This window comes from Paenibacillus sp. J22R56 (assembly GCF_056269375.1).
Window position 1 is genome coordinate 89,545 of record NZ_JBWDNV010000014.1, and the last position, 17,244, is coordinate 106,788.

Genomic DNA, 17,244 nt, shown 5'->3' on the forward strand with positions numbered 1-17,244 from the left:
GTGGATACGTTCCAAGCGCTCGAGCTCCGCAGCTGTTTCGAATAGCTCGCGTTGGATATCGTCAGGGAAGGCGTCTATATCCACGAGATCTACCGTGTCGATAACGCTTCTTAACTGCGTAATGATCTGCTGCATTTTGATAAACAGAAAAGACCACCTTATACCAGATGGCCACAGTTAGGTTTATACTATTGTTGAATTAGTGGAGAAAGATATAAGCTAAACTGTTACTTTTAGAGATTCCATATAAATTTCTTTCATTCTTTTTGAGTATTTTTTTAACGAGTGATTCTCTTTAATGTTATCAATAGATTTTTGAGATTTATTATAAATAACTTCTTTATTATTGAATATTTGAATTACAATATTTTCGAGCTGCCTTGCTATAATATTGCTTAAATTTACGCGCATCTCTTCCGTTGAATAAAACGCCTCCCCTAATGAGTTTTTAGGGACATTAATTATCCAACCTTTTTCATCATCGTTGATTTCAGGTAAAGCTCTTATGTTTGTGGAAATCACGGGACAGCCATTGGCTTGCATTTCAAGCAGGGAATAACCGTACGTGTCTGCCCAAGTAGGGAGCAACCCTACATGATGCTTTTTCATCATTTTCATTACTTGATCGTTAGGCAACCTATGAAAGTGATGTATCCACTCCTTATTATCATCCATGATCCTTTTCGCCAAATTTAATTCGTTAATTCCAGCTTTGGATGCATAATCATTTCCGGATAATGCACTTATTATAGTTAATCTTATCGGAAGTTTATTAGTATTTCTTAATTTACTAAATACTTTTAAAACTTCCAATCCTCCTTTCCTGAAAAAATCACCACCTACAAAAATAAAAGAAACCTCATTATTGATATCCAGTTCTTTTTCACTAAAATCATTTACATATAACTGTTGTGGAGGATGGATAACGCACATTTTATTTTCTATCTTCTCTTTATATTGAGGGTACGAATTTAGTAATTCTTTTTGGAAATTCAATGTACATTCTGATAATGCAATAATTCTTTTACACGAACTGCTGGAAATCATCTGAAGAGCTTTTTCAACGTGGTTATCTTTGGGTATCTTATTTTCTTGATGATGCATTAAAACTGGATATCTTGGTATTAGCGTTTCAAAAGTTGAAACCCATGGAGTTTTGCCGTAGCTTACATTGTTAAAAAAATGAAATAAATCTACCTTTTTATTTATTTCTAAATCATCAAATCTGTGGTAGATGTTTGTGAAAAGATCGCCACTGACACGAATCTTTAGTTTCTGTAATACTTTAACTCCCAAGGTAGCTATTTTATAAAAATCTGTTACTTTGACATAATCAAAATCTTCGATTATGTTAATTATATTTCTTTTGTGGGGGTAAGAATTCCATAAGTAACCCACTTTTAAATTCTTCAATTCAATTCCTCCCTATAAAATATCTATCTTTATTATAGGTATGTTGGTGTTTTTTGTAAATTCGCTTGGATACTTCTTGTTGCCTAAACATATGCAATATTTAAGATAATTCCGAGTGCTAGAATAATAAAGGTACAGTAGATATTACCTGAGCATAGTGTACTGTGCTCTTTGTAATTCCACTGTACCTTTTTGTTAAATGCAAATGGCATATATACGTCCTTAGACCTGCTGTTGAAGTCGTCATTATCAAAAAAGTTTCAAGGTCTCGGCAATCGATTCAATTCCTTTGTTCAACTTACGATCAACGGTTCTATCGTCCATCATTTTTGTGAAATGCTGTATGGTCGTTGTATACGAATTGCCCTGAAGATATCGAAATTCTACAATTTCTCTGATCTCGCCGTCAAGTATCAACTTCGCTGCCCTTTCAATGCGTTTGATCTTTCTCAAGCATTTGCGATAGGATGCTTGTCCCAATTCGCTGAACTCTTCAAACGGCTCTTCTTCAAAACTAATCCGTAATTTGCAAGCTTTCTCGTATTCCTCAAGCAACTCTTTGGCTGCTAATATATCCGATTCATTTGCCCGAGGAAATAACTCGATTTGTTCATATAATTCCTTTGCCAAAGCCGTCATTCCCCTCATCCTCTTTTCTGTGTATAATAAGGATGAGAATGTACATTCGCCTCCGGAGCCCGTTCCCCAACAGAGTCCGGAGGTTTTCTTATTTGTTCCCTTCGTTAAATACCGCCCTTTTTTTGTTTCACAATAAAATTGTGACACATACCATGCACCTTCCTCAAGTATTTCAGTTATTCATTATGTTATGTTACTTGCGGCAATATCGATAGATCATAACCAGACTTTATAAACTTCACAGTGAGTAGTCGGTTACAATCCATACCAAGATAGGCATATACATATGAAATCTGTTCCGTGGTGAAATCCGTCCCCAAAAACTCATTTACGATATGCAAGAATTTACGTTGCCAGTAATTACTTACTCCTTTGCAACTTGGTCTTGAAAGCCAAGCAATAACTTTGCATTTTAATTCCAATTCGCTATCGATGTTATCCAATCTGAAATAGATGTTGTTTTTCGAATCTAAAATTAATTCATTGTTAAGATTTATAAATGCATTAGGTGACATTTTCTTAACTATCTGCAGAAAACCCTTTAATTCTTCAACCAACCTATGTCACCTCCCTTCATCTTACCTCTATCCCTCCAATTTCTCACGAACTCGACGCTTCAGCTCTACTCCGGCCGATATACGCAACTCGATTGGAAGCGCGATATCGTCATAAGCGATGTTCATTAGCTGCTCAATATCGGCATCATCCCAGTTCATAGCTGGAGCTCCATCTGCCCGCCGATTATATCCTCTACAAAGCCGTAGTTATCAGGGATGGAGTCCAGCCCCCCTCGATCCACTATGCTTCCCGCAGCGCTATGCCATGTATATTTGGCGTTACAATATGGCGATGCTACAAAGCATTTTAGTTGACCGTTCAGTATGCCTGCGAATTGATTGTCATCAGCTAAGGCGATGATTTCTATTTCAACACCACAGTTCTTTATCGCTTTTTGAATCCATTCAAATTTCTGTTCAGCTGTCACGTTACCACCCGCTTTTAATTAGTTCAGTTTGCTCGCCGGTACATATCAGGTACTGTAGAGGCTGCTTCTTGTTGTTTGTAAACCGAATCATGTGACCGATCGAGGCTGACAAATTTGTTGTAGTTCTTCATAAACACCAGCTCCACCGTTCCGACTGGCCCATTCCGCTGCTTTGAAAGAATGAATTCAATGATGTTCTTCTTCTCGGACTCTTTATCGTAGTAATCATCCCGATAGAGGAAACCAACGATATCCGCGTCCTGTTCGATTGATCCGGACTCTCGGAGATCAGATAACATTGGTCGTTTGTCCTGACGTTGCTCCACCGCACGACTAAGCTGGGAAAGAGCGATCACTGGTACATTCAATTCCCGAGCCAACTGCTTCAATGTACGTGATATCTCAGAAACTTCCTGTTGCCTGTTTTCACCTTTTCCTCGTCCGGCAATAAGTTGCAAATAGTCTATAAGGATAAGATCTAGACCGTACTGTTTCTTAAGTGTCCGACAGGTTGCGGCAATGTCTTGAACGGTCTGGACAGCAGTATCATCGATATATATATTTGTTCCTGATAACGAGCTCACTGCGTGGGTAAGTCTCTCCCAATCTTCGCCTTCCATATAGCCAGTACGAAGCTTTGTTGCCTCAATATGTTGCTCTGAGCTTACCATCCTCTGCACGAGCTGTTCGGCTGACATTTCTAAGCTGAATATGCCAACATGTCGCTTTTCTCTAACCCCTACGTTTTGAGCTATGTTCAGTGCAAGAGCTGTTTTCCCTACAGAGGGACGGGCGGCAATAATAATTAAATCACTGTTTTGGAATCCGCTTGTCATCTTATCTAGGTCTGGAAAACCTGATGGTATCCCTGTTATACCTTTAATCCCTTTATTTGCACTCCGTTGCTCGACCTGCTCAAAAACATTCATGGCGATTTCACGTATCGTCTTTACTTCTTTTCTCGCACCGGCTTGTTCAGATAATCTTGTCGCTGATACCTGCATTCCTGCAATCGCTTCATAGGCTCCTTCAGACTCCCACGCACGTTTTAAGCTTTCCTGAGCCGATAGAATAGTCTGCCTATGTAAAAATCGTTCAAACACTATTTTGCTGTAATGTTCGACCTGAATGGAGGAAGGGACAGCTTCCATCATTCGCGTAAGGTAGCTTACCCCTCCGACCTTCTCAATCTTTTTTTTCTCCTGGAGTAAACCTGTAAGAGATATAACGTCAATCGGAGTGTTGGAGTCCCTGAGTTCCCTTAAACAGGCGAACAGGATCTGATGCCCCGCGTCATAAAAATATTCAGGTTGGATACGCTCAGCTTCGTCTATCTTCCCATTCAGCAGGATCCCGCCGATAACAGATTGCTCTGCCTCTATGCTATGTGGTAGGAGTCGCTCGTCCACAATATTCACGCACCCTTCTACGTTGGTCTTCAGTCGGACATACAGCACACTTGCTCATCTCATCGATTCCAGCCAGGGTTGATTGACCGGACTCTTTCATGTAACTGTGATAGCGCATGGCAGTTGTTTTCGTTTCCAGTGGTGCTGCCAGCTCACCTGGATGCGGCGGATATTTATTCTCCGGCTGCGCAACGTATCGCTTTAGATTTTCCAGCGCTTGTTCTAATGGGATATTTGTCAGTACATCATGCCAAGCGTTAATTTTTTCTAAGGCTTTGTCCGTATTCCGAAACGATGAATAATAAAGGGCGATTTTTTCGAAGAGTTCTGCGACTTCAGCCTTCCGCATGTTTTAATTCCCTCGCGATCTCGTTAAAATCAACAACCTTCCGATCGTTGCTGCGTTGCTGTTGTGAGGACTTTTTGCGAGCATCAAATGATGCGTCTAGAGCCATTGCCTGTTCAACCGTTCGTACTCCGGCATGGAAATAATCATCAAGAATCGTCGAGATAAGATTGAAATTGTAACCCTCCATTTTAGAAGCAGCTCGCTCTATGGCGCGGATAACAACTTCCTCGTCTAGCCCGTCCTGGTCAATGTATACTCCAAGTTTTTGGGCTTGCCAAGGGTTACAATCGAATCCGAACAATCTCTTGTGTGCAGTGTAATAAGATTCATAATCCGGTATAGAAGATGATGAAGAATTAGAAGAAGAAAGATCTTTTAATAAAGCCGCACCTTTTACCTCACCTTTTACCTCACGGTTTACCGCACCTTTTACCTCGCGGTTTACCTCAAAATTTGAGGTGCTGAAAGGTATGATTTTGTACTTCCCTGCTTTTTGCTTACCCATTGACTTATATTCAATGCGGCCTTTCTGAACAAGATAGTTTCGATGCTTGTTCAATGTGTTTTCCGTCACGCCGACTTTTGCCTGTAACAGGGGATTGGTTACTGTAAACCACTCCGGACAACCGCTCTTGTTTGCAATCACTATGAGGTGTAACCACAAAGTTTGTGCGGTTGGCTCCAGTGGGTTGATTTCGAGCCAATCGATGAAGGCGTGCAACTCAAGTTCCTGGTTCAATGCTTCCTCACCCCTCTAAAGTAGCTGGAGTCAAGATAACTACTTGGTCAGAAATATGCGAGAAATAAGACTGCCCGCAATAAGGACACAACGGCTCTTCAGTGACATCCGCATCGATCCCGTAAGGTTTGTCGCATGTTCCGCATGCGTAAAATGAAAAATTTACAGTGAGCTTGTCCATTTCAGCCCTCCATTGCCGATAATATTAATCTGTGGTAATCTTTAGTCGTTCGATTTATTTCGTTCTGAAAAAGTCCAGTGTCCGCTGGGCTTTTTCTATTTTTATCGTTACTATCCGAACCTCGAACATGAGCAAAAACATCGCCCCAATCGTACCGAGAAACAACAACCCACCTAATACTCGCCACCACCACTCGTAAATCATCGCTTACCCTGCTTGATTTCCATTTCGTGTTTCTGTGTTAAGCACTTCCGATCTAGACCAAACTCTTCCTCTAGGACGCCCATCATAACTGCTGCTTTTTCAAGAACGTCTCGTGTTTCATGCCATACTCTTTCAGCTGATTGTCGACGTTTTTCTGGATCAAGATGTTTGGCCATAGCTAACTCCCCCAATGCTTCCTCAGCTTCAGCTAACTCTTTTAGCAGAACATCTTTTACGGCTGCTGGGTGCAAATCAAGATTTGGAACATCATGCAGGATATTTGAAAAGTACCCCCCTGTTGCTTCATCTGCTACTGTGAGAGCCATCCTCCAACTCATACGTGCTAAGTTCTGCTTTACTGAAGCTGGAACTTCGCGTTCGCCAGTCTCGAATTTGGAAAGTAATGAACGGTCAATAGCTAATTTACTTGCAAACTCAGTTTGTGAAAGATCCAAATCTTCACGCATTGCTCTAATTTCTTGCCCGATTGTCATTATTCGATCTCCTTTCTAATTTCCGTGACAAATTGGAACAGGACGCAATCGATATGTGTCGTTCGAATTTGTTACAATTTAATTGCCAAAGTCATTACCTTACCGCCTGCCTTCCAACGGGTACGGCAGGCCCTCTTGTTAAGAAAAACGAAGTTTGATAGCTTCAAGAGCCATCTGTTTGTTAATTGGATCAAGATAATCCATATCCGATAAGTTCACTTTGAACCGCTCGTTAAACAAGTGAAGGGCCAAATTCAACATGAATTTTTCACTTTGTGACCAAGGGGCAGATATCTTCTTCAGCTTGTCGCCGTAGATCCGATGGCTAACCAATTCGAAATAACCGGAATTGAGAAAACAATTAAGTTTTCCGTGATTCAAAAACAGATGAAGCGTACCACGCCAGTAACGATCTTTCAGAAGCTCGGCTGGAATTGTAGCCATATGTATATTCCTCCTTTATGCAATTTGGTTTTTGGCCTTACGTAGTGACAATGCCGGTGAATCAGTTTTTGCGTTATTTCCTACCCATTCCGAGTTTTCTTTAATCCATTCGATTAGAAGATCCGTCGAAATTCTCGGATGACCTATCTTTTTGCAGACTGGAAAATCCTTTCTATTAATCAATTCAGACGCCTTCGTCGAGCTAATTCCTAAGAAATCCATGAACTGCTCTTTGTTCAGTACTGGTGGATATAAGCTCTTAATATTGAGTTCTTGTAATGCGTTTTTCACTTCCCGTTGCACGACTTCTGCAATTGCTTTTTGTAAAAGGGATAGGTCTAAGTCAACCGTGAACATGTTAATTACCTCCTTTTCCTGGCTTGTGATTAGCCAGTGCCTTTCGAAAGAAAGTATCCGATTCGGTAACTTTCTCAACAAAAAAAAGCTGATTTATATCAACATCGAGAATACAAGCAGCCATCATCAGATGCTCTGCTGAAAATTTATTTCTACCGGTTTCTAAGTAGTAATATCCATTTTGGCTTTCATATCCCAATTTGCGAGCCATCTCATCAAGAGAGATGCCGCCCTTTTTACGTAGATATTTGATTTTTTTAAGATCAATTTTCCTCAAAAACAACCCTCCTTTGATACCAATTCGGTAACTCTTGATTTGATTATATGTTACCGAATTGGCAATGTCAACGAAAAAAATACCGTTTTGGCATGTATATTTAATTACCATATCGGTAATGTTATTATTGTGGTATTCATTAAGAGAATTGAGGTATTTTAAATGTTTGAATTGGGGGATCGGATAAGGTATCTGCGGGATAAGTTAGATTGGACTCAACAACAACTTTGCGAAAAATCAGGGTTAACAAAAGTTCAACTGTCTAGATATGAAACAAATGACCGGAAACCTGATCCAGATGCACTCAAGAGGCTCGTAGACGCTTTAGATACAACTGCTGACTATTTGCTTGGCCGTACCGATGACCCTTCTCCTAGCCATTCAGATATCATTACAAAAGATGATCCTCGGGTTGGTAGGGCATTTCTCGGAGGAGCTGAAAAATACAGCGAAGAGGAATTAGATCTAGCTAGAGCGGCAGCTAAGGCCGCAGTCGAAGCATATAGAAAAGCGCAGAAAAAGAAATAAAAATTAATATGGCCATATAACGGCTATATTTTTTAACCAAAAAACAGAACATACGTTCTAATTCTCTGGGGGAGATTACTATTCATAGCTTTAATTTTGAGTTATATAAGCCGTCAGAATTGGAGCTTGATCTATGCGATCTTTATAAAAAAAACGAAATATTTTCTCCATCTGATTTAACGATTAATACTGTTGCAGGTCTTTTTAATATTAATGTACATTTTTACGCTGGTCCTTGTTTTGCAGAATGGGAAGAAGATAGCTATGCGTTTATTTTCCTAAATAATGATATGACACATCAAGAACAGCGCCAGGAATTCTTCCATGAGCTTTGCCACCCTCTGAGACATGTCGGTATCCAAGAAAATATGCCTTTATTATTTCAAGAGCTTCAAGAGGCTCAGGCCTCTCAATTTCAAATGATCGCGGCACTACCCTTTTACCTGATCGAGCAAGTGCAGCCTTCAAATTATTGGCCAGAATATATAAACTCCATTGCTGAGGCTTTCAGTTATCCAAATGCTTTTGTCGAAAGACGAATGAATCAAATAGCAGCTAAAATATCACGCGAATATCAGGATCGTAACCAAAGATCAATTCATTTGCCTCGCCAAGCTGTTTATGAATATACAGACGTTACAAAGAGTCTCTTAAATCAACTACAACAGCAGGTTTCTCAAAGGAGGGAGCAATATATTGGACGTTAGAGTTATCTGTGAAGAGGCCGGTGAGAACGATTACTCATCCCCCGTCTGGATGATACTGGAAAGCACATCATTTAAATGGGATGAAACGCTATACCTCAATATTACTGCTCCTTTTGAACGTTTGCATTTTTATGATCTTGAATTTGAGATTATATCTGTGACAGTTCCGGATTTTGCATATATACGCAATGATGAAAATAACGATATCCTTGGTATCTCTTTGCCGGCCGTTTATCAATATGCCATTAACTTTTTAAATGCAGAATTTGATATACAGCAGATTGAACGTTTGGTGCTCCGTATAACGGATATAGAGGATTCGCTGCAGTACAACATCTCACCATTTTTTGTAGATAACCTGAGGAGGGGATAAGGTGGTAAGCTTCATGAAAAGAGGTGGGAAATTGCAAAAAAAAATTAGTCGGATGCTTAAGGGATCTTCTCGGCTTTTTGTTTTAAGAAGGAGTGTTTTTTAATATATGGCATCGTATAAAAAAATACCTGCGAACAACAAACAGGGTTATAAATATATATGCACTATCGATGGTCCTACGGATCCGTTAACTGGTAAACGTAATCAGATCGCACGTCGGGGAAACACCCAGAAGGAGGCATTAGCTCGCGCCGAGGCAGCTCTAGGGGAGCTTGTGGCCGTAGAAGGAGTAAGAGCTAAGAACAAGAGCATATCCTTTGAAGAGCTAGCTAATGAGTGGCTTAAGGTGTATTCCCTGGGGGATGTAAAGAAGGGAACCATTCGAATTCGGAAAATTGAGATGAAACACTTAAATAACTACTTCCGGAATGCGAACTCCAAAAACATTACATCAAAAATGTATCAACAAATTCTCATTGACATGGATGAGAAGGGATATGCGCGGACTACAATCGAGGGCGTTGATGTGACGGCCGGCATGATATTCCGCTATGGATTACAAGAGAAGTATGTAAAAGAAGATCCTACGGTCAATGCGATCATACCTAAAAAGCTGTTGACTGTCGAGGAGATCGAGAACAATCCAATTGAGCAGTCATACCTTGAAGAGGAAGAAGTGACTGAATTTCTTGAAGCTGTCAAAAAATACGGAATGCCCTTGGATATGGAACAATTTTATTTATTAGCATTCTCTGGTTTCCGCGTAGGCGAGGTATGCGCGCTTAAATGGTCCGATGATAACTTTGAAACGAATGAAATCCGAATCACAAAGACCCTCTACAACCCTAATAACAATCAACATGAATATGAACTGGTTCCACCTAAAACTAAAGCATCAATAAGAGTCGTAAGCATAGATCCTAAAGTTAATGGATTGCTTAAAAACCTCAAAGAAGTTATGACTGTGATCTTTGGTGCAGATAAGATTGATAATTGCTTTATTTTCTGCAGAGAGAACGGTACTCCTTTTGTTCCTAAGACAGTGAATCGTCGCATGCAGCGGATCCTTGATAAGACTTCAATTAAGAAAGAAGCTACACCGCACATCTTCAGACACACTCACATCAGCATGTTGACGCAGGCAGGAGTCGATCTAGCTACAATCATGCAAAGAGTTGGTCATGATGATATGCAGACGACCTTGAAGATTTACACACACATCACCAATAAAATGAAGAAGAACGCTAATGAAAAGATACACGAACACTTCGCAGACCTCCTAAACATCTAAAACTCCGCAGAAAATGTGATTTTTTTGTGATGTTAATAAAAAAAGGGCTCCCGAAGGAGCCCTTAAACCCTGTTATTACTGGGTTTTTATAAACCTCTTACATCATGCCGCCCATACCGCCCATGCCGCCCATATCTGGCATGCCAGCGCCTGCGCCCTTCGGCTCAGGTTTGTCAGCAACTACTGCTTCAGTTGTCAGGAACATAGCTGCTACGGAAGCTGCGTTTTGCAGAGCGGAACGAGTTACTTTAGCAGGGTCAACGATACCCGCTTCGAACATGTTCACCCATTCGCCAGTAGCGGCATTGTAACCAATGCCCACTTTTTCGTTTTTCAGACGCTCAACGATTACGGAACCTTCTTGGCCGGCATTCGCAGCGATTGTGCGAAGCGGCTCTTCAAGGGAGCGCAATACGATGTTAACGCCTGTTTGCTCGTCGCCATTTGTTTGAACAGCTGCAACAGCTTTGTATACGTTGATCAGAGCAGTACCACCGCCGGATACGATACCTTCTTCAACCGCTGCGCGAGTCGAGTTCAGGGCATCTTCAATGCGGAGCTTACGCTCTTTCAGTTCTGTTTCAGTAGCCGCGCCGACTTTGATAACCGCTACGCCGCCAGCCAATTTAGCCAGACGCTCTTGCAGTTTCTCACGGTCGAACTCGGAAGTTGTTTCTTCCAGTTGCACGCGGATTTGGTTAACACGAGCTTGGATGTCAGCAGGGTTGCCGCTGCCGTCAACGATGATCGTGTTTTCTTTTGTAATACGAACTTGGCGAGCGGAACCGAGTTGGTCCACAGATGCCGATTTCAGCTCAAGGCCGAGCTCTTCTGTAACAACTTGAGCGCCAGTCAGAGCAGCGATGTCAGCCAGCATTGCTTTGCGGCGGTCGCCGAAGCCTGGAGCTTTAACGCCTACGCAAGTGAAGGTGCCGCGCAGTTTGTTCAGTACGAGCGTAGCTTGCGCTTCACCTTCGATATCTTCTGCGATGATCAGGAGCTGCTTGCCGGATTGAACAACTTTCTCCAGAACCGGAAGGATCTCTTGAATGTTCGAGATTTTTTTATCAGTGATCAGAATGTATGGATTGTCGAGGACAGCTTCCATTTTATCTGTGTCAGTGATCATGTATGGAGATACATAACCGCGGTCGAATTGCATACCTTCAACCACTTCAAGCTCCGTTACGAAGCCTTTCGATTCTTCAACGGTAATAACGCCGTCGTTGCCCACTTTTTCCATTGCTTCTGCAATCAGTTGGCCAACTTCGTCGTCAGCAGACGAGATCGATGCAACTTGTGCGATCGATTGTTTGCCTTCGATTGGTTTAGCGATTGCTTTCAGTTCTTCAACTGCAGCTTTAACCGCTTTTTCGATACCTTTGCGGATAACCATAGGGTTAGCGCCTGCAGTAACGTTTTTCAGACCTTCGCGAATCATCGCTTGAGCCAGAACTGTTGCTGTTGTAGTACCGTCGCCGGCAACATCGTTCGTTTTTGTAGCTACTTCTTTAACCAGTTGAGCACCCATGTTCTCGAATGCATCTTCCAGCTCGATTTCTTTCGCGATGGAAACACCGTCATTCGTGATGAGCGGGCTGCCGAATTTCTTTTCCAGTACCACGTTACGGCCTTTAGGACCAAGCGTTACTTTAACCGCATTTGCAAGTTGATCAACACCACGCAGCATTGCGCGGCGAGCTTCTTCGCTAAATTTAATTTCCTTTGCCATTACCAGTTACCTCCCAAAAAAATATAATAAGTATCTTGCTTCCTGCCCTCTATGTTAAGAAACGGGCTTATCCAAAGATCGCGTGAATGTCGCTTTCCTTCATAATCAAATACTCTTTGCCTTCGTATTTGATTTCTGTTCCCGCATATTTAGAGAAAAGAACGCGGTCGCCGACTTGAACTTCGAGCGCAAGACGTTCGCCATTTTTCACTGTACCGCTGCCTACTGCCACCACTTTACCTTCTTGCGGTTTTTCTTTAGCCGTATCCGGCAGAACGATGCCGCTGGCAGTCGTTTCTTCTTTTGCGATCGGTTCGATCAATACGCGTTCACCCAAAGGTCTGATCATTGAAAATAGCCTCCTTAAAAAATTTGTCGCTTATTGTTTTTTATTAGCACTCGTAACCTTGAAGTGCTAACAACCATTTTTATCATACTCATTTTCGGGCCTAATTTCAAGTGTCTGCGGTCATTTTTGCAGTTATTTAACAACCTCTCAATCATGCCTTCACCATTATAGCCCTAGCCAAAAGACGGCATACGCGCAAATCGCGTTTACCGTCTTCAATTACTGCTTTGGCATGATGCCATTCATAATAAAAAATGTCAGTTCTTCGATTGTCGTCTCCAGACTATATGGCTCATCGCTTATTACGAGCTGCCAATAGTCCGAGTTGCGATTGAATAACAACACCCCAGCAATCGAGAATAAAGCGAAGTCAAGCGATCTAATCTCGAAGATGCCTTGATCGCGGCCAACTTCCAGCCAGTGACGCAGTGACTGCCAAATAGGCATGACATAATATTGGATTTTCTCAATACGGGAAGTGTTCAGTAATATTTCATGCTGGATAATATGAATAAGCTCTGGATCAGAATAGCGGAACCTGGTTACTTCCCTAATGACCAGCTTGACGCCTTCCATAGGCGGCAAGTTCTTGTCCACTTCGGCAAACTGATTGAATGGAAAAAAATGATCAAACAACGCAGCGAACATATTCTCTTTACCGCCAAAATGATACGAGATAAGAGCGACATTCGCCCCGCCCGCCGCCTCACAAATTTGCCTTACTGTTGTCCCCTCGAAGCCTTGACTGGCAAATAGCTTTTTCGCCGCAAGCAATAGACGTATTTTCACATCGCTCTCATTCGTATTCATCCCGTGAAATCCCCCAGCCAAACTAATTATTTTGATGCAATCGTTGCTTCAGACTGCCTGCTACTGCTACTGCTACTGCTACTGCTTCCCTTCACTGCTACAGCAGCTGCACTAATCAGTACGGCAACTGCCGTAATTAAGAACAGGACTGCTGCCTCCTGGCCAACTCCTGGACCACCAAAGAGCAGATTCATATTCCCTTCCACCGCATAGGTTGCGGGCAGAACAGCACCTAAACCAACATAGAAATCTGACAACAGCTCGCGCGGTACAATTGTTCCAGACGACACCAATTGAGCCGACAGCAGCATAATATTGAACAGCATGCCTGCCATTCCGAACAAGTATAAGAACATTTGCGAGACGAACATAAAGGTGAGCAAGAACAGCATTTCAAATAACCAAAGATGGATAAAGCCCTGCTCAATTTGCCCGCCTAGTGAATATAACAGCGTCGAGCCTACCAATGATACAACAACTGCAGCAGCTATATTAATGACACTTCTTGCTGCGAATCGTCTCCAGCGGCTAACGCTCCCTTGAATCGCCATAGCCGACTGCTCCAAGTTCATACCCATAATCATAGCTCCCACGTACGAAGCAAGCACCATCATCATCGGTACCATTTGATTATTCATGCCGTGAATGGCATTCGTCGATTGAATATCCGCAGTCACTCTTTCTGCCAGGCCTTGTGCTGCTGAAGCGGCCTGCTCCTCTGGCATCTGGGCTGCCTCTCCAAGCGTTGCGGTGACACCTGCGGCAACAGCTTGCTTGTTAACTTCGGCCGTCACCTGCTCCGCAACCCCACTCATCATACTTTTAATTAAAGCAGGGTTCGACTCATTAATCCAATATTGAATATTGGCGTGTCCGTCCGGGGATGCCGTTTTCTGCGAGAAATCCTCCGGAATATAAATAACCATTTGCAGCTTTCGCGCATCTAGCTGACTCTTCGCCTCTTCGAGATTATCGATCTGTGACATCTTAAACGGCAGTTCCTTCATAAGATTAGATGCAACCTGCTCTCCAAGCTGCCCATCCTTGTTAACAATTGCGATATGCAGTTGAGTTGTACGATCTGTAACCCCGTCATACCCTGTCATCCAAATCAGAGAAAATACAATTTGGAACGTTAAAGCTGTAATGATCCCAACCCATGTCGTCGGACGCTTCATAAATGCCTGTAGTGCCTGTTTCAAATTCTCCACTCCTCTATCTCTCTTGTATGTTAAACATTTGTTTAAAACATCTGTTTAAACAATATCAGTACCTTAGCCTCCTGTCAACCGACACTACATGTTTAAGAACAGTTAAAACGAGTGTACTAACTAACTAGAAAAGCATAAAAGGAGAGATGTTTATGTCTAGTCATCCATCTACAAAACGTATTGAAGGAAAAGTCGCGTTCATTACAGGTGCGGGTTCTGGAATCGGACGAGCTGCCGCGATCCGGTTTGCCAAGGAGGGAGCCCATCTGGTGCTGATCGACAGAGACCAACAAACACTTAATGTCATCGGTCAAGAGGCCAAATCCTTCGGTGCTAGGTACATAACTGTTGAAGCGGATATTTCCGACGAGCAATCGATAGCCGATGCCTACCGCAAGACAATCTCCGAGTTTGGGCAGCTTGATATTGTTTTTGCCAATGCAGGCATTAACGGCACACTATCTCCCATCGAGTATATGGGCAAGGAAGAATGGGAAGCGACGATTGGTGTGAACCTGACCGGCACTTTCCTGACAGTGAAACATGCTATTCCTCACATGAAAGAGAAGGGTGGAAGTATTATCATTACCAGCTCCATCAACGGTAATCGTGTTTTCTCCAACATTGGGTTCAGTGCATACAGCAGCTCCAAGGCTGGAGAGACTGCATTCTCCCGCATGGCTGCGCTGGAACTGGCGGAATACGGTATCCGTGTGAATGCCATTTGCCCGGGCGCCATCTCAACTAATATCGACAAGTCCAGCAAGCCCCAGCCTGAGCTGGAGGAGGTGCTCATACCTGTTGAGTTCCCGGAAGGAGATCATCCGCTTGAGAATGGGCCGGGGAAACCCGAGCAGGTCGCCAGCCTTGTATTGTTTCTTGCATCGGACGAAGCCAGCCATATTACAGGAACCTCGGTTTATGTCGATGGAGCGGAGTCGCTGCTTCGCGGCTAGAAGTACTTTTGCAAATGCGTATAGAGAGAAAAGGAGCTGAACCCGTATGCAATTAGAGAGCATCTACCATTCCCCTAACCATAGATGGGCTTACGCCTATAATTCAGAAACTTTCCATCTGCGACTCAAAACCAAACGTGACGATGTTGAGCGGGTTTTCGCTATTGCAGGAGATAAATACGACTGGGATCATCATTGCCAGGAAATCGAAATGGAAAAGATCGCGGCAGACCGCCTGCATGACTACTGGGAAGCTGTTATACGGCCGGAATTCAAGCGCTTCAGCTACGGCTTTCGGCTGCAGAGCGGCGATGAGACGATCTGGTTGAACGAAGATGGCTTCTCGTCAGAGCAGCCGGTACCAGCTGGCGGTTATTTCGAGGCACCTTATATTCACGCTATCGACCTGTTTGAAGCGCCAGAGTGGGCAAAGGCAGCCATTTTCTATCAGATCTTTCCTGACCGCTTCGAGAACGGAGATCGGTCGAACGATCCTGAAGGAACGTCGCCTTGGGGAGAACAGCCAGAGGGAGAGTCCTTTTTCGGAGGCGATCTTCAGGGGATTATTAATCGCATTGGCCACTTGAATGAGCTGGGTGTAAACGCCGTCTATTTGACTCCAATCTTCCGCTCTCCCTCCAACCATAAATATGACACCATTGAATACCGCGAGGTCGATCCACAGTTTGGAGATAAGGTGCTGCTGAAGAAGCTGGTACAAACCTGTCATGACAACGGCATCCGTGTCATCCTTGACGCTGTCTTCAACCATTCGAGTGAGCAGTTCCCACCGTTTCAAGACGTGCTGAAGAATGGAGAGCAATCGGAATATAAGGACTGGTTCCATTTAAATGGCTTTCCAGTTGAGGTGCAGGACGGCATAGCCAACTATGACACCTTTGGCTTTTATGGCAATATGCCAAAGCTGAATACTGCCAATCCGGATGTAAAACAGTACCTAATCGACACTGCGATAGACTGGATGAAAGAAACCGGTATCGATGGCTGGAGGCTTGATGTTGCTAACGAAGTCGACCATCACTTCTGGCGTGATTACCGTAAAGCGGTCAAGGAATGTAATAAGGATGCTTTTATCGTGGGGGAAGTATGGAGCGATTCCCTTCCCTGGCTGCTAGGCGACCAATTCGATTCGGTCATGAACTATCCGTTTACGCAGATTGTACTCAGCTTTTTCGCCGACAGGACAATCTCGTCAGCCCGCTTCGCAGAGGAAATGAACCGGCTGCTGATGCGCTATCCGCAGCAGACGAACGAAACATTATTCAATCTGCTGTCGAGCCATGACATTCCACGAGTCATGACCCGCTGCAATGGAGATACGGGGAGGCTGAAGCAGGCGGTTGTCTATATGATGACGTCGATGGGTTTACCCTGCGTTTATTACGGCGATGAATTTGGTATGGAAGGTGGAGAAGATCCAGACTGCCGCAAATGTATGGTCTGGAATGAGGAAGATCAGAACAGGGAGCTCTTTGATTTCTATAAGCTGCTTATCGCACTCAGGAAGGAACGAGCCGCCCTCCGCAGCGGCCGGTACCGCGTATTGTCAGCAGAAGAAGATAGCGGTTCGCTTATTTATGAACGACTGGATAGCAAAGAGCATTTTACGATATGGATGAATCGCTCTGATGAGTCTGCTGAGCTATCTCACCCGATGAATGAGGGCGGCTGGCGCGATGCGCTGAGTGATGAACAAGTGGATATACAGGATGGCAAGCTGGTTATTCAGCTGGAGCCGAACGGCTACAGGATTCTATGGCGCACGATCAAATAGT

The 17,244-nt window shown here is 43.3% G+C and carries 22 protein-coding genes; 6 read left to right on the forward strand and 16 right to left on the reverse strand.

All coding sequences use genetic code 11. The annotated features are described in order from the left end of the window. Positions 1-219 precede the first annotated feature (219 nt). The 12 genes from AC0YNT_RS28285 to AC0YNT_RS28340 form a co-directional block, all read right to left on the reverse strand. Positions 220-1,413, reverse strand: a complete 1,194-nt coding sequence (locus tag AC0YNT_RS28285; RefSeq protein WP_475807634.1) for a glycosyltransferase family 4 protein — start codon at positions 1,411-1,413, stop codon at positions 220-222. Positions 1,414-1,662: 249 nt separating this feature from the next. Continuing rightward, positions 1,663-2,052: a hypothetical protein gene (locus tag AC0YNT_RS28290; protein ID WP_475807635.1), complete on the reverse strand. Its 390-nt coding sequence runs from the start codon at positions 2,050-2,052 to the stop codon at positions 1,663-1,665. 188 nt (positions 2,053-2,240) lie between these two features. After that, positions 2,241-2,609 (reverse strand): hypothetical protein, encoded by a 369-nt coding sequence (locus AC0YNT_RS28295; RefSeq protein WP_475807636.1) that lies wholly within the window; start codon positions 2,607-2,609, stop codon positions 2,241-2,243. 27 nt (positions 2,610-2,636) lie between these two features. Continuing rightward, entirely contained in the window at positions 2,637-2,768 is a 132-nt protein-coding gene (locus tag AC0YNT_RS28300; RefSeq protein ID WP_475807637.1) for a hypothetical protein, read from the reverse strand. Next, complete coding sequence (locus AC0YNT_RS28305) at positions 2,765-3,037, reverse strand: hypothetical protein (protein ID WP_475807638.1); 273 nt, start codon at positions 3,035-3,037, stop codon at positions 2,765-2,767. The genes AC0YNT_RS28300 and AC0YNT_RS28305 overlap by 4 nt, the downstream gene beginning before the upstream one ends. A 23-nt stretch (positions 3,038-3,060) precedes the next feature. After that, on the reverse strand, positions 3,061-4,455 hold the full coding sequence (dnaB, locus tag AC0YNT_RS28310; RefSeq protein WP_475807639.1) for a replicative DNA helicase: 1,395 nt from the start codon (positions 4,453-4,455) through the stop codon (positions 3,061-3,063). Beyond that, positions 4,421-4,795, reverse strand: coding sequence for a hypothetical protein (locus tag AC0YNT_RS28315; RefSeq protein WP_475807640.1), 375 nt, complete (start codon positions 4,793-4,795; stop codon positions 4,421-4,423). Before AC0YNT_RS28315 ends, dnaB begins: the two co-directional genes overlap by 35 nt. Beyond that, positions 4,782-5,534: a DnaD domain-containing protein gene (locus AC0YNT_RS28320; RefSeq protein WP_475807641.1), complete on the reverse strand. Its 753-nt coding sequence runs from the start codon at positions 5,532-5,534 to the stop codon at positions 4,782-4,784. The genes AC0YNT_RS28315 and AC0YNT_RS28320 overlap by 14 nt, the downstream gene beginning before the upstream one ends. Positions 5,535-5,915: 381 nt before the next feature. Further along, positions 5,916-6,413 (reverse strand): helix-turn-helix domain-containing protein, encoded by a 498-nt coding sequence (locus AC0YNT_RS28325; RefSeq protein WP_475807642.1) that lies wholly within the window; start codon positions 6,411-6,413, stop codon positions 5,916-5,918. 138 nt (positions 6,414-6,551) lie between these two features. Further along, positions 6,552-6,857, reverse strand: a complete 306-nt coding sequence (locus tag AC0YNT_RS28330) for a hypothetical protein (RefSeq protein ID WP_475807643.1) — start codon at positions 6,855-6,857, stop codon at positions 6,552-6,554. Between the two features lie 15 nt (positions 6,858-6,872). Next, on the reverse strand, positions 6,873-7,214 hold the full coding sequence (locus tag AC0YNT_RS28335; protein WP_475807644.1) for a helix-turn-helix domain-containing protein: 342 nt from the start codon (positions 7,212-7,214) through the stop codon (positions 6,873-6,875). Between the two features lies 1 nt (position 7,215). Continuing rightward, positions 7,216-7,491 (reverse strand): helix-turn-helix domain-containing protein, encoded by a 276-nt coding sequence (locus tag AC0YNT_RS28340; protein WP_475807645.1) that lies wholly within the window; start codon positions 7,489-7,491, stop codon positions 7,216-7,218. Positions 7,492-7,653: 162 nt separating this feature from the next. Here AC0YNT_RS28340 and AC0YNT_RS28345 point away from each other — a divergent pair, with 162 nt between their 5' ends. From AC0YNT_RS28345 to AC0YNT_RS28360, 4 genes are all read left to right on the forward strand, one after another. Continuing rightward, positions 7,654-8,019 (forward strand): helix-turn-helix domain-containing protein, encoded by a 366-nt coding sequence (locus tag AC0YNT_RS28345; RefSeq protein WP_475807646.1) that lies wholly within the window; start codon positions 7,654-7,656, stop codon positions 8,017-8,019. 119 nt (positions 8,020-8,138) lie between these two features. Next, positions 8,139-8,726: an ImmA/IrrE family metallo-endopeptidase gene (locus tag AC0YNT_RS28350; RefSeq protein ID WP_475807647.1), complete on the forward strand. Its 588-nt coding sequence runs from the start codon at positions 8,139-8,141 to the stop codon at positions 8,724-8,726. Beyond that, positions 8,716-9,099, forward strand: coding sequence for a hypothetical protein (locus tag AC0YNT_RS28355; protein WP_475807648.1), 384 nt, complete (start codon positions 8,716-8,718; stop codon positions 9,097-9,099). The genes AC0YNT_RS28350 and AC0YNT_RS28355 overlap by 11 nt, the downstream gene beginning before the upstream one ends. A 106-nt stretch (positions 9,100-9,205) precedes the next feature. Next, positions 9,206-10,390 carry a tyrosine-type recombinase/integrase gene (locus tag AC0YNT_RS28360; RefSeq protein WP_475807649.1) on the forward strand — a complete coding sequence of 395 codons (1,185 nt, stop codon included), beginning with the start codon at positions 9,206-9,208 and terminating at the stop codon, positions 10,388-10,390. 97 nt (positions 10,391-10,487) lie between these two features. Here the strand turns inward: AC0YNT_RS28360 and groL are convergent, their stop codons facing one another. From groL to AC0YNT_RS28380, 4 genes are all read right to left on the reverse strand, one after another. Beyond that, entirely contained in the window at positions 10,488-12,122 is a 1,635-nt protein-coding gene (gene groL, locus AC0YNT_RS28365) for a chaperonin GroEL (protein ID WP_475807650.1), read from the reverse strand. A 67-nt stretch (positions 12,123-12,189) separates the two neighbouring features. After that, complete coding sequence (gene groES, locus AC0YNT_RS28370) at positions 12,190-12,471, reverse strand: co-chaperone GroES (protein ID WP_167282519.1); 282 nt, start codon at positions 12,469-12,471, stop codon at positions 12,190-12,192. Between the two features lie 219 nt (positions 12,472-12,690). After that, entirely contained in the window at positions 12,691-13,281 is a 591-nt protein-coding gene (locus AC0YNT_RS28375; RefSeq protein ID WP_475807651.1) for a TetR/AcrR family transcriptional regulator, read from the reverse strand. Between the two features lie 26 nt (positions 13,282-13,307). Beyond that, a complete protein-coding gene (locus tag AC0YNT_RS28380; RefSeq protein ID WP_475807652.1) occupies positions 13,308-14,492 on the reverse strand; it encodes a YhgE/Pip domain-containing protein in 1,185 nt (394 codons plus the stop codon). Positions 14,493-14,644: 152 nt separating this feature from the next. On the opposite strand from AC0YNT_RS28380, the gene AC0YNT_RS28385 reads away from it, so the two are divergent. Next, positions 14,645-15,448: an SDR family oxidoreductase gene (locus tag AC0YNT_RS28385; protein ID WP_475807653.1), complete on the forward strand. Its 804-nt coding sequence runs from the start codon at positions 14,645-14,647 to the stop codon at positions 15,446-15,448. Positions 15,449-15,494: 46 nt separating this feature from the next. Further along, entirely contained in the window at positions 15,495-17,243 is a 1,749-nt protein-coding gene (locus AC0YNT_RS28390; RefSeq protein ID WP_475807654.1) for an alpha-glycosidase, read from the forward strand. Position 17,244 lies beyond the last annotated feature (1 nt).

Coding starts and splice junctions, on each gene's coding strand:
- groES (WP_167282519.1), bottom strand. CDS start 12,471: ATGATCAGACCTTTGGGTGAACGCGTATTGATCGAACCGATCGCAAAA.
- AC0YNT_RS28385 (WP_475807653.1), top strand. CDS start 14,645: ATGTCTAGTCATCCATCTACAAAACGTATTGAAGGAAAAGTCGCGTTC.
- AC0YNT_RS28330 (WP_475807643.1), bottom strand. CDS start 6,857: ATGGCTACAATTCCAGCCGAGCTTCTGAAAGATCGTTACTGGCGTGGT.
- AC0YNT_RS28290 (WP_475807635.1), bottom strand. CDS start 2,052: ATGACGGCTTTGGCAAAGGAATTATATGAACAAATCGAGTTATTTCCT.
- AC0YNT_RS28390 (WP_475807654.1), top strand. CDS start 15,495: ATGCAATTAGAGAGCATCTACCATTCCCCTAACCATAGATGGGCTTAC.
- AC0YNT_RS28360 (WP_475807649.1), top strand. CDS start 9,206: ATGGCATCGTATAAAAAAATACCTGCGAACAACAAACAGGGTTATAAA.
- AC0YNT_RS28325 (WP_475807642.1), bottom strand. CDS start 6,413: ATGACAATCGGGCAAGAAATTAGAGCAATGCGTGAAGATTTGGATCTT.
- groL (WP_475807650.1), bottom strand. CDS start 12,122: ATGGCAAAGGAAATTAAATTTAGCGAAGAAGCTCGCCGCGCAATGCTG.
- AC0YNT_RS28315 (WP_475807640.1), bottom strand. CDS start 4,795: ATGCGGAAGGCTGAAGTCGCAGAACTCTTCGAAAAAATCGCCCTTTAT.
- AC0YNT_RS28300 (WP_475807637.1), bottom strand. CDS start 2,768: ATGAACTGGGATGATGCCGATATTGAGCAGCTAATGAACATCGCTTAT.
- AC0YNT_RS28375 (WP_475807651.1), bottom strand. CDS start 13,281: ATGAATACGAATGAGAGCGATGTGAAAATACGTCTATTGCTTGCGGCG.
- AC0YNT_RS28345 (WP_475807646.1), top strand. CDS start 7,654: ATGTTTGAATTGGGGGATCGGATAAGGTATCTGCGGGATAAGTTAGAT.
- AC0YNT_RS28335 (WP_475807644.1), bottom strand. CDS start 7,214: ATGTTCACGGTTGACTTAGACCTATCCCTTTTACAAAAAGCAATTGCA.